The following is a 13,676-nucleotide window of genomic DNA, read 5'->3' on the forward strand; positions in this document are numbered from 1 at the left end:
GACGGGCGGCATCATGCGCCCGAGCCCTGGGCGACCGCCAGGCTGTCCATGTGCCGGGGCAGTACGCCAAGATCTCTCCAGGCTTCCGGATGGCAGGAAAGCAGGAGGATCTGGTGGCGCGTGGCGGCATCGAACAGAACGCGCTTCATCTGGTCCAGGCGCTCGGCGTCGGTATGGACAAGGGCGTCATCCAGCAGGATGAAGGTAGGGCGTCCGGCTTCCTTCAGCAGATCGGCATAGGCCAGCCTGCCGATGATGCCAAGCTGCTCCCTGGCGCCGTGGCTGAGCAGTTCCAGTAGTTCCGCCTGCTGGCCCTGGCCGCCAGGCCGTATCAGTCTGTCGGGGGCAAGCTGCTCCGTCAGGTCTAGGGAAGCCTCGGGGAAAAGCAGGCGCAGATAGTGCAGCATGCGTGCTTGCAGAGGAGCCTGCAGCGCCTGGGTCGCCTGCCTGCGGTGCGCGGTCAGCCTGTCCAGCAGGAAGTCCAGCGCCCGGGCGCGGCGTTCGAGTTCCGCCGTCCGGCGCCTGGCATGTTCCAGCGCCTGCCGCTTGTCGGCCAGCGCTTCGTCCAGGCCACGCGCTCCCAGCGTCTGCAATTCCACTTCCAGCCGCAGCAATTGCTCAGCCCGCTGATGGTGCGCTTGCTCCTGCTGCTCCGCGCTGAGCCTGTAGCGCGCGATATCCTGCTCGAGTATGTCCGGCCTGGCTGCGCGGATGCCGTCCTGCAAGGTTTGCAGGCTTTGGCGCAGATCCGCCAGCGACAGGTTGATCTCGACCAGTTGGCGCTGGTAGCGCTGCTGCTGTTCCTGGCGCCCGGCATCCCGCAGCAGGGCCCCGGCCTTGTCGTATTCCTGCTGGGCCGTTTCGGCATGGGCTTGGGCGCGGCTCGTGTCCAGTTGGGCCTGGTGCCATTGCTGCTTGGCCGTTTCCAGCAGCCTGGCGTGCTGCGCATGAGCGCTTTCGGCTTCTTGCAGGGATGGGCCTGGATCCGCGGGCGGCCGCGATTCGTCTTCGTCCAGTACCGGCAATGCCTGCAGCTGGATGCGCAATTGCTCCAGCTGGTTATGCATGTCCTGGATGCCGTCCGGCGCCCGCAGCAGCAGTTCGCGCTGCAGCAATGCAAGATCGTTTCGCAGATGCTGCGCTTTCTCCTGGCGCTCCTGCGCATGGGCGAGGTCCCGGATGTCGTGGGCGGATTGCAGCGCTTCCACCTGCCGCGCCAGCGCGGCGTCCTCCTGTTGCAGCGCGGCCAGATCGTCTCCGCCTGGGGTGATGGTGAATTCACCCACGCCCGCAACGGAAAGCGTCGCGCCTTGCGTCAGCAGCCGCTCGCCGGACTCCCGGATCCCCTGTCCGTCCAGGGCGACCTGCGCATCCGGTTGCAGGCGGAAGGCAAGGCGGGTGGCCATGGTTTCCCGGCGGATGCCCAGCTCGCGCCGTTTGGCGATCTGCTGGCGCAGCTGTTCCAGCACGCCGTCGGGCAGGGCGATTTCGGCCAGTTCTGCAGAAAGCCGGGTCTGTCTCGATTGGAGCGCCTGCGCCTGCTCGAGCTGGTGCGTCAAATGAGCGATCCGGTGTTCCAGCGCCTGACGCTGCTCCCTGCGTCGGGACGCCTCCAGTTGGCGGCGCGCGGACTGAAGCGCTTCGTCCGATTGCAGAACCTGCTGGTGCGCCTGGGCGTAGCGCTGCTGCAGGTGCGCTTCCTGCGCCCTGGCGGACTGCAAGGCCTCCATCGCTTTTGCGTGCGCGGTCTCGCGCGCTTCGAGCTCCCGTTCCTGCAGCAGCAGCGTCTGGAGCCTGTCGTGCAGCAGCGATGCCCGGTTTTCCAGCTCCGTCCGTTCTCGCGTCTTTTCTTCGAGAGAGGCGCTCAGTTTCCGGATTTCGTCGCGCTGTTGTTCGGCATCGCGCTGTTGCCGGCGCAGTGCCTCCCATGGGCGCTCTTCTGCGCCGGCGGCATGCTCGAGCCGCAGGTTGGCGAGACGGTCGACGGAGGCGCGGTATTTGTCGGCTTCGGCCTGCAGCTGTTCCAGTTCGGCGCTCAGCGTATCGACGGTGCGCAATGCCTCGGCGTAGCTGCCGCGCGGCGTACCGGTGCTGGGGGTCAGCAGGGCATTGCGCATGTCCTGCACGGCCGAAATCACGCTGTCGGCTTCTTCCGATGCCTGCGATGCTCCGGATCCGCTGCCCAATGCGGAGCGGATGTGCTCGATCGCATGCCCGACCACGCTGCCGAGCGCATGGGCCTGACCCTGTTCGATCCACAGCAGCCCCGGGATGCCCTGGTGCTTGGCCTGGCTGGCGCCGGACTTGGCGTACTCATAGCCCAGCAGGGCGGCCAGGCGGTCTTCGGCTTCGCTGCCTTCGTAGCGCTGGTCTCCGGCGGCGAGTTCACACCTGGGCCGGCTGAGATAGCGCTTGCTGAGGCGGTAGCCCGTGCCTCCGACATCGAAGTCGATGCTGATGGCGGGGGCGGCGCTGTTGTCACCGAGCGGACGCAGGGATTCGGCTGCCACGGAACGGTAGCGCTCGAAGAAGGCGGAGCGTATGGCGCTTGCCAGCGTGCTTTTCCCGGACTCGTTCGGGCCGACGATCAGGTTCAGTCCGGGCTCCAGCCCGTCGATTTCGATGGCGCCGCGGAATTTCCTGACTTGTTCGAGGCGGATGCGGGTCAGCTTCATGCGCCAGCGTCCTCCGTGGGTGCGGCGGGTCGCGTTTCGGCAAGCAGTCCTCCGAGAATGAGCAAGGCATCGCGGGCCAGCGCGGACTGCTCGCCCTGTTGCAGTTGCCGCAGCTCTTCCAGTGTCTGCGCCAGATAGCCTTCGGCATGCAACTGGCGCAGGTCGTCGTCGCTGGGTTCGACCCGCAGGGATTCGCAGTCGAGCTCCATGGCGCGGACTTTGCCTTGCAACTGCTGCAGGGCGCGCTGCAGGCGCTGGTATTCCGTCAATGACAGTTGCCCCTCCAGGCGCAACTGGAGGACGTGGTCCGTGCCGGCATCCTGCAGTCGGGCCAGCAGTTGATCCGTATCCGTGGCGCCGTAGAGGCTCGACCGGATGGATAGCCATTGATGGCGGGAGACGCGGTGCGTCGAAACGGACGGCGCTTGTTCTGGAGCGAGTTCCACGAGCAGCGCGTTGCCGGAGTCATTGGCGCGGAAGCGGTCGGTTTCCGGCGTGCCGCTGTACCAGGTGCGTTCGTCGATCCGGCGGGCTCCGTGCCAGTCTCCCAGTGCGAGATAGTCCAGCCGCGCCGTCGCGGCGCGATCGGGAGCAATGGGATTGCTGGAGTCGATGTTGTCCGCCAGGAGTCCCTGGATGCTGCCGTGCGCCAGGCCGATACGCAGATAGCCTTCCGGCGAGCTTGCGCGATCGAACCACTGCGTCAGGTCGTCGTAGGTGATGCGCTGCGTCAATGGAGCGGGCAGGACGGCAATCTTTGAGGACTCGAGTAGCACAGGAGTGTTGTCCAGGCAGAGCCTGACATTGTCCGGCGCCGCGCCCAGATGCCGGATGCGGGTCCAGACGGACTCGGCCAGCGCGGCGTCGTGATTGCCGGGCAGCAGCAGCCACGGGCCGCCGTAGCCCGACATGGCGTGGAACAGCCGGTGCAGCGTTCTGTCGCTGACGCTTTGCATGTCGAATACGTCGCCCGCCACAAGAACGGCGTCGACCTGCCGCCCGGCGGCCAGCGCTGCCAGCGCTTCGACCGCCTGGAAGCGGGATTCCGTGAGAATGGCGGCATCTTCCGGCGAGAATTGCCCGAAGGTCTTGCCGATTTGCCAGTCCGCCGTGTGCAGTAGTTTTCTCATCGTCCGTTGCTTTGTGAGCTGTTCCTGCGCGGCAGGCCGTCGTTTCGCTGCCACAAAGAGCGCGAAGATGCACATGCCTGCCGTCTGTTCTTCGTTTTGGGAACAGCGCCATGGTGCCATAATCCAGCAGAATCCGGGGAGCCGGCCCGGTCACGCATGTTATCACTACCGATACGGAGCCGATTATGACTGGTACGCAGGGGTGGAATCCGCCGGGAATGCAGGTGGACTACGCGCCGCTTTCTCCTTTGTCCTTTTTGGCGCGCACGGTGGCGATGCATCCGCAGCGCCTGGCCGTCGCGCATGGAGCGGGAGACCAGATCGTCAAGCGCACCTGGCTGCAGCTGTATGCCAGATGCGGCAGCCTGGCCTGCGCGCTGAAGCAGGAGGGCATCGGCAAGGGCGACGTCGTTGCCGTCATGCTGCCCAACACGCCCGCCATGGTGGAGGCCGGATTCGCCATCCCGATGGCGGGCGCTGTCTTCTGCGCGCTGGATCCTCGCCAGGAGCCATCCGTCATCGCGAAGATGCTGGATGACAGCGGGGCGAAGGCGATCCTGGTGGACGCGGAGTTCGCGGAATCCGCCCGCGATGCCCTCGATCTGCGCCGCTCTGGGCATCCCGTGTTTGTCATCGATGTCGTCGACCCCGTCTTCGAGGGGGCGGCGAATCCGGTGGGGGACATCGGCTATGAGGAATTCCTTGCCCAGGGCGATCCAGCCTATGCCTGGAAGCTGCCCCAGGACGAAAACGACGCCATCGCGCTCAGCTACGCCTGCGCGGACGGCGGCCTGGAGTCCCTTCTGTGCAGCCATCGTGGCGCGGCCATCAGTGCGCTGGCCGTGATCCTGGAATGGGACATGCCCCGGCACGCCTCCTATCTATGGACTCAACCCATGCCTCATGGCAATGGCTGGTCGCTGTCGTGGTCGGTGGCGGCGCGCGCAGGAGTGAATGTCTGTCTTCGGGATGGTCATTTCGATCGCGCGCCGGAGCTCATTGGGGCCCACGGAGTCACCCATTATTGCGGGCCGGCGAACGTCCATGCACGATTGCAGGAGGCCCTGTCGGCGAGCCAGGCGCGAGAGGCGGCGGGGTTGCAGGGCATGGTAGCCGGAGACCCGCCCGTCCAGGACGTGATCCTGGGACTGGAGCGGCAGGGAGTCGTACTGACGCATGCGCAATGCTTGCCTCGCACCTGCGGGCTTTCGGTACGAGTTGACCAGGCTGGCGACTAAGGCTGTTCGCCCGCGATAGGTTTCAGCCGAAGCAATACTTGTCCCGAGGGCCGAGTATTGTGTCTGGCGCGTGTTCAGGAAACGGAGGGGGCCCTGGCCTGCGCCTCCAGCGCTTCGATGAAGGCGGCCTGCAGTCTTCCCTGGGCTTCGTGATGATGCGTCATGACGCATAGAGGGATCCGGATGGCCGGCTCCAGGCGGCTGATGTACATGCCGGGCTTGGTCATGGCGCGCGCCGTCATCGCGTCGACGATGGCGTCGCCGCAGCCGGCCTCCACCAAGGCGCAGGCGACATAATGCGTCTGCACCTGGATGCTGGGCTGGGCCGGAATCCCGGCATGCTCCAGCGCCTGCTGCAGCAACGCGCCGGCGGAGTCCCTGGCATCGAGCAGAATCAAGGGCATGCCAGCCAGATCGGACAGCGACGATACGGGCGGCTGCGGATTGCGGCTGAGGCGCACCAGCTCCGTACCACCGATTTCCCGCAACTGCAGCCCCGGGAAACCCATGGCGGAGAGCGTCAGGATCAGATCGAGGTCGCGTGTCTGCAGGCTGTCGATCAGTTCGGAGGTGTGCTGGGTGCGGATGTCGAAAGTGACGCTTGGGTTGCGTTTCTGGAAGCCGGCAACCACCGCGGGCAGGAATGCCATGCCGATGGCTGGCGTGCAGCCGATGCGCAGATGGCCTTGCCGGCCCTGCTTCAGGCTGTGCGCCAGCCGCCTGGCGTTGGCCAGGTCCTGGCTCAGGCGCGACATCCGGGGTGCCAGGATGTCGGCTTCCGGCGTAGGGACGAGCCGTCCCTTGACGCGTTCGAACAAGGGAAAGCCCAGTTGCGCTTCCGCGTTTGCCAGCAGCTTGCTGGCGGCCGGTTGTGAAATGTGCAGCAGGTTCGCCGCCTGAGTCAGGGTGCCGGTACGCCGGATGGCTTCGAAGATTTCTATGTGTCTCAAGCGCATGGAGATGCTCAGGCGTTGGGGTTAGCGGCCTTGGGCGGAGGACTGATCGCCGGGGCGGGCGCCATGGAGGCGGCGATCCAGGCAATCACCATCAAGCCTATCAGGAGCGTGAAAGGGAGTGCCTTATCGTATTCATATAGCGTCGTGCTGACAATGGGGGCCAGGATGGCGCCGAGTCCCTGCGCCGACGCGACCAGGCCGGCCGCGGCTCCCTGGTGGTGGCGATCCACGCTGAGCGATGCGCCGGACATGAAAGCGGGAAACAGCAATCCGCCGCTCAGACCGAAGAAGGCATAGGCCAGGTAATAGGCAGGCACGGACTGCGTGTTCAGCATGATGAGCATGCCGACAGCCATCAGCGGGGCGCCCGCCATGGCCAGGCGGCGGGACTGCCATTTCAGGTAGCGGATCTGCACAGTCTGCGTCAGCACCAGGACGAGACCGACGATGGTCAGCGCTCCGGCAAGCAGGCGGGCGGTGGTCCTGGTGTCCACACCCAGGCGGTCCTGGAAATAGAATCCGGCCACGATCTGCAGCGTGACGATGCTGGTCATGGTCATCAGCGCGACGACCAGCCAGTTGCGCAGCCCCGGAGTCAACGGGCTGATTCTTGCCTTCGCTGGCTGCTGGCGCGGCTCGACATGCGGCAGTCCGCGCCTGACGACAAGGAATGCAATCAGGGGAAGAAGGGTAGCCAGCAGCATGGGCCAGATCAGCCCCGCCAGCGCCAGCGTGCCCGCCAGCGCGGGACCTACCACCATGCCCACACCGTTGGCGGCGCTGATCAGGGCCATGCCGGAACTGCGCTGGGCCGGCGTGGTGATGTCGGCCATGTAGGCTTGCGCGCCCGCCGTGGCGGCGGGGATGAACATGCCGACCAGCGCGCGGGTCAGGATCAGCAGCAGGAACAGGGGAAGTCCGAGCAGCAGTCCTTCGAGGCCGAGCCAGACCACCAGGGTATGCGTGATGTAGGCCAGGAACAGGCCGGCGAAGCCCGCGAGGATGACGGGCTTGCGGCCGGTGCGATCGCTACGGGGCCCCCAGACGTTCGCCATCAGCACCATGGCGACCGAGCCGATGGAGACCATCCAGCCTCCCTGGCTTTCCGACAGGCCGAGCTCGCGGATCAGCGGGGCGAGAATGGGCAGGATGACCGTCATGGCGAGCCCGGAAAAGGCGACGCTGATGAAGATCATCGTGCGGGTTGCGCGGTTGGCGGCGGGGAGGGCTGCCGGATCGGCCGAGGGGTCGGGGGAGGAAAGTGTCATCTGCAGCTCCGGCGCGATGCGCCTGCGGGTAGGCATATTGAAAATGCGAATCATCCGGATTGTAGACTGCTCCCCGGCCTCATTGCGTATGCGCCGAAGCGCGGAGGGCGGCGAACGCCGTTGCGGCGATCCTGATGCAAACGTAAACTTGCACGACGTTCGTCTATTTTCAGGGGCAGCAAGGTGCAGGGGATGATCCAGCGGCTGAAGCTGAGGCATTTGAGGCTGGTGCTCGCCATCCACGACGCCAGCAGCCTGGCGCAGGTGGCGCAAAGCCTGCACATATCGCCGGCGGCCGTTTCCAAGGCGCTGAATGAAGTGGAGGCCCTGCTCGGAGAGCCGCTGTTCGAGCGGGGGCGAGGCTGGATAGCGCCGACGCCGCTTGGGGAAACGGTGATCGCTTCTGCGCGCGCGATCAAGGCGGAGCTGGCCGTGCTCGAACAGCGGGTGGATGCCCTGACGCACGGCCACAAGGGTGAACTGCGCATCGGCGTCAAGGCGGTTTCGCTGAATCCTTTCCTGGCCAGGGTGATCGCCAGCTTTTCCAGCCAGTATCCGATGGTGCGCGTGGAGCTAGTCGAAGGAGAATCGGCGGATCTGCTGGCGCAAGTCGCAGAAGGGAAGCTGTCGTTCCTCTTCGCCCGGCTGAACGCTGTCATCACGCAGATGGGGCTTTCGTGCATGGAGGTATTGCACGACGATGCCGTCGTGATGGCCAGCGCATCCCATCCGCTGGCGGCCAAGGCGGACCTGGCATGGCCCGACGTGCTGCAATACCCGTGGTGCCTGCCCGTGCCAGGCACGCTGATGCGGGATCTGCTCGAAAAGACCCTGATGGACGAAGGACTGTCCATGCCGGAGAAGTTCGTCGAAACCAGCGACGTGAATCTGATCGTGCCTTTGTTCCGGCTGTCGCCCTACCTGACCCTGCTGCCTCGCCGGGTGGCGGAACGCTTCATGGATGCCTCGACCGGGCGGGCGCTTGCCCTGGCGGTACCGGCGCCGGAAGATGCCGTTGGCATCATCTGGAACGGCCAGTTGCCCATGCTTCCCGCCGCCGGGTTTTTCCTGGAACATGCTAGGGCCTGTTAACAGGCCCTAGGCGCCAGGTGGAGGAAGGCATGCAGCCGGAACAGGGTACGCCGTGAATATGATGCGGCATGCGCGGCCGAGATGGCACGTATCGGCCGCGCATGGGCGGGAACGCCGCCGCCTTATTGGAACTTGATCTGCTTGTCGCGGATCAGTGCTCGCCACTTTTCATTGTCCGCCTGGATCCGCCGCTGCAGATCTTCGGGTGAACCGGGCGCCGGCTCGTAGCCCTGCGCGCGCAGGGCGTTGCCGGCCTCGGGCGTATTCAGCGCCGTCTGCAGGGCCGTATGAGCCTTGTCGACGATATGGCGGGGAAGGCTGGGCGGGGCGACGATCGCGAACCAGACCGTAGCGTCATAGTCGGGATAGCCGGCTTCCGCCACCGTGGGCACGTCGGGGAAAATGGCGACCCTGTTGCGCGAGGTGACGGCCAAGGGTTTCATCTTGCCGGTTTCGACGAATGGCAGCGCCGTTCCCGTGGATGCGAAGGCCAGGGGAATCTGGCCGCCGACCAGGTCGATGGCGGCCTGGCTGCCACCTTTGTACGGGACGTGTTCCAGGGAAGCTCCTGTCACGGCCTGGAAGAGCTCGCCAGACAGGTGCGCAGCGCCGCCCAGGCCGGAGGTGCCGTAGTGCAATTGTCCGGGCTCTTCCTTGGCAAGGGCGATCAGCTCCCCCAGATTTGAGACGGGCAGGGAGGGATGGGCCACGATGATCGAGGCGCCTTCGCATACCAGCCCGATGGGAGTGAAATCCTTGAGCGGGTCGTAAGCGAGCTGCTTGCCGTTGGGGAGTATGGTCATCGGACCGCTGTCGGTCACGTGCAGCGTATAGCCGTCCGGCTTCGCCCGGGCGGTGTGCGTGGCGGCGATGGTCGCGCCGGCGCCGGGACGATAGTCGAACACGACGGGCTGGCCCAGTTCACGCTGCAGAATCATTTCCAGGGGCCGCATCACGCCGTCGGTGGCGCCGCCCGACGGATAGCCCATGACCAACTGGATCGAACGGTCGGGCCAGTTGCCTGGGGCCGCCCATGCCCGGCCGTGCAGCGCCAGCGCGCCGGCGGCGGCGCCATACAGAAAGTTGCGTCGGGATTGTCTCATTTTCCGCTCCTCTTCATCATCGATGTTTCCATTTGTCCGCATGCGCCGGGCTTGCCGGAGCCGTCGGGTCGACGGGGATCGTCGTGTTCCTGCCTTTCATCTCTTGCCGGCCGTCAGCCTGTGCGGTCGTCCGCCAGCAGGCCGTCGATGGCCGACTCCAGCTCCTGCGCGGCATCGGCCTGGGACTGCAGAGTGGAGCTCAGCCATGCCGTGTCAGCATCCAGCGAGGCTTCGTGCAGCGCCAGAGCCTCGGCCATGCGGGCTGCCGACGGGCCGCCCGGCAATTGCTGGCGCGACACGGAAGCCCTGGCGTCCAGCGCGTTTGCGATGGCGCTCATCGGCAGGCCAAGCGTGCGGCCATCGAGGAGACCGGATGCCCGTTCCAGGATCTCGGCATCGATCGCCGATGGCGTCTTGCCGGCTTCCAGAGCCAGACGGACAGCGATGCCGGCGATCTGGTGCGCGTTGCGCCATGAGCGGCCCGCCTGTTCCACGATGAGCGCGGCCAGGTCGGTGATGGTGGCGCCGTGGCTGCCGGCCAGCGTCTCCATGCGCTCGCCGTGCACGACCAGTGTCTGCAGGACGGCGCGCATCAGTGGCAACCCGGAGATCAGCTCGTCGTAAGAACGCCAATGGTCGGACAAGGCGTGTATCCATTCAAAGACGGGCGCGGTCGATGGGTTCTTGTTGACGACGACGGCGCTGACCAGCAGGCCGCTGCTGGTGGCGACCAGGCCTTTCAGGTGCTCCAGGCCGTTCGGATTCTTCTTCTGCGGCATGATGCTGCTGGTGCCGCAAAGGCCGTCAGCGCATTCGACCATGCCGTATTCCGGTGCGCTCCACAGCATCAGGTCTTCGGCCAGGCGATTGACGTTGCCGGCCAGGATGGTGGCCAGGGCGTGAGCTTCGATTTCCAGGTCGCGGCCCCAGACGGCATCGCGCGTATTGAGCGCCAGTCCGTCGAAGCCCAGCAGCTTGGCAGTCCGGTGCCGATCGAGGGGGAAGGCCGATCCGACCAGGATAGCGGCGCCGGCCGGGCTCTGATTCAGCCGGGCATAGAACGCGCGAAAGCGCTCCATGTCCCGGTCGAATCCGCTGAGCATGGACAACAGGTAGTGTCCGAATGTCAGGGGCTGGGCGTGCTGCAGATGGGTATAGCCGGGCATGACCGTATCCACATGGCGCCGGGCGAGCTGGACCAGATCCTTGCGCAGGCCGCCGAGCTCTTCCAGCAAGTCCAGCAGGCGCGCGCGCAGCGTCATGCGGAAGGATACGGCAAGCAGGTCTCCCGAGCTTCTTCCCAGATGCAGCTTTCCCGCGATCTCCTTGCCGAGCGCCTGCACGAGCAGCGCTTCGCCGGAATGCATGTTTTCGGAGGTGGCGGCGCGGATTTTGATGGGATCCGATTGCTCCATGTCCCGGAATACCCGCAGCATGGCGGCGGCATCCGCCCGATCCAGCAGGCGCTGCTCGGCCAGCATCACGATATGCGCCTTGTCGAAGGCATGGAATGCGGCCAGTTGCGGACGCATGCGGGCGTATTGGCCCAGTACGGACTCATCGGGGCCGGGCAGACACGTGGCTGTCAGCTGTGGATGGACGGTTTCGCTTAGACGGATGTTGGCGTCCCGGTAGACGGACATGATGCGCTCCTGTGCAGTCCCTTTGCGGGAAAGCCTGTTTCAACGACGATGGAGCGCAGTCTAGAGGAGATCGATAAAAACCATAAGCGAATTAATTTCACTTTTAATTAACCAAATGGTTGTTTTGTTTGCCGGATAATCATTTGCAGGGCTTGCAAGTGTGCACTCATTGGCGCCGTTGCGGGGTTGACGCAAGGCGGGCACACTCACATCACCGCGGCCGGGACGGTTCGGCCCAGGTTTTGTACACTGAATGGCGTGCGCGGGACGGAATTCCCGCGGTATTCATGAATCAAGGGATAGATAACAGCCATGCCATCATTCGATATTGTGTCCGAAGTGGATACGCATGAACTGCGCAATGCCGTCGATCAGGCGAACCGCGAACTGAGCACGCGCTTCGATTTCAAGGGAACCGACGCCAAGTTTTCGCTGGAAGGGTTCGTCGTCACCCAGGAAGCTTCCAGTGCGTTCCAGCTCAAGCAGATGCTGGACATCCTGCGCGGCCGCCTGTCGGCGCGCGGCATAGACGTGCGTTGCCTGGAAGTGGCCGATCCGCTGGAGAACGTGGCCGGCGCCCGCCAGAAGATCACGGTGCGCCAGGGCATCGAGCAGGCGATTTCCAAGAAGCTGATCGCGGCTCTCAAGGGCGCGAAGCTCAAGGTCGAGGCCCAGATCAATGGCGACAAAGTGCGCGTCAGCGGCAAGAAGCGCGACGACCTGCAGGAAGCCATCGCTCTGCTGCGCAAGACCGATGTCGATCTGCCCCTGCAGTTCAACAACTTCCGGGATTGATGCGCACGCGCCGGCGTTGTTTTGTCGCCGGGCCGCCCCTAGGCAAAAAGCGCCCCCTTTGGGGGGCAGCAAGCCGAAGGCGCAGCGTGGGGGCATTTTTTCGTCGGTGCGCGATTTCCCACGTCGTGCACGATAGTTTGCGGCCTGAACGAAGCAGGCGGCTGAAGGGCGGTCATCATGAGCCATACGCAGGACTTCCACGATAGCGAATTTCGCCTGCTCACGCCTGCCGAAATGGGCAGGGCGGATACGGCAGCCATTGCCTCGGGAATTGCGGGAACCGTCCTGATGGAAAACGCCGGCGCCGCCGTCGCTCAGGCCATCATGTCGCGCTGGCCCCCAGGACGCGCGCTGGTCGCCTGCGGCCCGGGCAACAACGGCGGAGACGGCTTCGTCATTGCGCGGCACCTGGCGGCATCCGGCTGGCAGGTCGATCTGGCGCTGGCGGGCGAACGGCAGGCCCTGCGCGGCGATGCGGCATGGCATGCGCAGCAATGGCAGGGCGATGTGTCGCCCTTGCCGGAAACCGTGCCGGAATCTGTGGACCTCGTGGTCGACGCCCTGTTCGGCGCAGGGCTGGCCAGGCCGCTGGAAGGCGTCGTCGCGCGATTCGTGGAGTCCGTGAACGCGGGCACTGCGCCGGTATGCGCGGTCGATATGCCCAGCGGCATCGACGGAGCGACCGGCCAGGCGCTGGGCGGTCTTGCCGTCAGGGCGGATCTGACCGTGACATTCTTCCGCAAGAAGCCGGGGCACGTGCTGTTGCCCGGCCGACTGCTGTGCGGCGAGGTGGCGGTTGTCGATATCGGCATTCCGGCTCATGTCCTGCATGGCCTGTCAGGCGCGTCGGACGAAGCTGGGAGCGTCGATCCAGGGAACCTGGTCTTCGAAAACGATATCTCGCTTTGGCATGACGGCTACCCTTGGCCGAGTATGGAAGGACACAAGTATCACAGGGGCCACACGGTCGTAATCGGCGGCGCCGTGATGGCGGGCGCCGCGAGACTGACGGCTACGGCTGCGGCACGCATTGGATCGGGGCTGACGACGCTGCTTGTTTCGCAGGGCTCGCTGCCTTTGTATGCCAGCACGCCTGCCAGCATCATGCTGCAAGGCTGGCAGGACGATGCCGGGCTGCACTCCCAGCTGCGGGATCCGCGCAAATCCGCCATTGCGGTAGGACCGGGGGCGGGCGTTCAGCGGTGGCTGGAGCAACTGGTCCTGCATGTGCTCTCGCTGCGCCGCGTTACCGTTCTGGACGCGGACGCGCTCAGTGTTTTCGAGAAGACGCGCAGCGCCGCTTCCCTGTCCCCCTCCGATTTATTCCGGGCCATCGAGGGGCCATGCGTACTGACGCCGCATGAAGGCGAGTTCGCCAGATTGTTCCCTTCTCTTGCCGCAAACGGCGACAAGCTGTCGAAGACGCGGCAGGCGGCCCGGGAGAGCGGCGCGATCGTGTTGCTCAAGGGGGCGGACACCGTCATCGCCGCGCCGGATGGCCGCGCCGTCATCAATACCAATGCGCCGCCCACGCTGGCCACGGGCGGCGCCGGGGATGTATTGACCGGCATGATCGCCGGGCTGGCGGCGCAGGGCATGCCGGTCTTCGAAGCCGCCTGCGCGGCGGCCTGGCTGCACGGCGAGGTCGCCCGGGCGTTCGGGCCGGGACTGATCGCCGATGATTTGCCGGCGGGCCTGCCGGCCGTGCTGCGCCTGATTCATCCCGCATCGGGCAGGCAAGGCATGCGGCGATAGCGTTGCCGCCCGCAGCCCTGG

The 13,676-nt window shown here is 65.4% G+C and carries 10 protein-coding genes; 4 read left to right on the plus strand and 6 right to left on the minus strand.

From position 1 onward, the window contains the following. Positions 1 to 11 precede the first annotated feature (11 nt). Together EV686_RS04695 and EV686_RS04700 are read right to left on the minus strand one after the other, a co-directional pair. Positions 12 to 2,675 carry an AAA family ATPase gene (locus EV686_RS04695; protein ID WP_132474043.1) on the minus strand — a complete coding sequence of 888 codons (2,664 nt, stop codon included), beginning with the start codon at positions 2,673 to 2,675 and terminating at the stop codon, positions 12 to 14. After that, the gene (locus tag EV686_RS04700; RefSeq protein ID WP_132474045.1) at positions 2,672 to 3,805 is read right to left on the minus strand and encodes a metallophosphoesterase family protein; all 1,134 of its coding nucleotides are present in this window, start codon (positions 3,803 to 3,805) and stop codon (positions 2,672 to 2,674) included. The genes EV686_RS04695 and EV686_RS04700 overlap by 4 nt, the downstream gene beginning before the upstream one ends. Before the next feature lie 185 nt (positions 3,806 to 3,990). On the opposite strand from EV686_RS04700, the gene EV686_RS04705 reads away from it, so the two are divergent. Then, positions 3,991 to 5,043, plus strand: a complete 1,053-nt coding sequence (locus EV686_RS04705; RefSeq protein WP_132474047.1) for an AMP-binding protein — start codon at positions 3,991 to 3,993, stop codon at positions 5,041 to 5,043. A 74-nt stretch (positions 5,044 to 5,117) separates the two neighbouring features. Here EV686_RS04705 and EV686_RS04710 read toward each other — a convergent pair whose 3' ends face one another. Beyond that, a complete protein-coding gene (locus EV686_RS04710; RefSeq protein WP_132474049.1) occupies positions 5,118 to 5,999 on the minus strand; it encodes a LysR family transcriptional regulator in 882 nt (293 codons plus the stop codon). An 8-nt stretch (positions 6,000 to 6,007) separates the two neighbouring features. After that, a complete protein-coding gene (locus tag EV686_RS04715) occupies positions 6,008 to 7,267 on the minus strand; it encodes an MFS transporter (protein ID WP_165972500.1) in 1,260 nt (419 codons plus the stop codon). 192 nt (positions 7,268 to 7,459) lie between these two features. On the opposite strand from EV686_RS04715, the gene EV686_RS04720 reads away from it, so the two are divergent. After that, positions 7,460 to 8,359 (plus strand): LysR family transcriptional regulator, encoded by a 900-nt coding sequence (locus EV686_RS04720; RefSeq protein WP_132474053.1) that lies wholly within the window; start codon positions 7,460 to 7,462, stop codon positions 8,357 to 8,359. Positions 8,360 to 8,481: 122 nt separating this feature from the next. Here the strand turns inward: EV686_RS04720 and EV686_RS04725 are convergent, their stop codons facing one another. After that, the gene (locus EV686_RS04725) at positions 8,482 to 9,462 is read right to left on the minus strand and encodes a Bug family tripartite tricarboxylate transporter substrate binding protein (RefSeq protein WP_165972501.1); all 981 of its coding nucleotides are present in this window, start codon (positions 9,460 to 9,462) and stop codon (positions 8,482 to 8,484) included. 113 nt (positions 9,463 to 9,575) lie between these two features. Further along, entirely contained in the window at positions 9,576 to 11,105 is a 1,530-nt protein-coding gene (argH, locus tag EV686_RS04730; protein ID WP_132474057.1) for an argininosuccinate lyase, read from the minus strand. A 312-nt stretch (positions 11,106 to 11,417) separates the two neighbouring features. Here argH and EV686_RS04735 point away from each other — a divergent pair, with 312 nt between their 5' ends. Beyond that, complete coding sequence (locus EV686_RS04735; RefSeq protein WP_132474059.1) at positions 11,418 to 11,900, plus strand: YajQ family cyclic di-GMP-binding protein; 483 nt, start codon at positions 11,418 to 11,420, stop codon at positions 11,898 to 11,900. 177 nt (positions 11,901 to 12,077) lie between these two features. After that, entirely contained in the window at positions 12,078 to 13,655 is a 1,578-nt protein-coding gene (locus EV686_RS04740) for an NAD(P)H-hydrate dehydratase (RefSeq protein WP_132474061.1), read from the plus strand. Positions 13,656 to 13,676: the final 21 nt, after the last annotated feature.

Origin of the sequence: Paracandidimonas soli, from assembly GCF_004342005.1 — a bacterium.
GTDB classification, from domain to species: domain Bacteria; phylum Pseudomonadota; class Gammaproteobacteria; order Burkholderiales; family Burkholderiaceae_B; genus Paracandidimonas; species Paracandidimonas soli.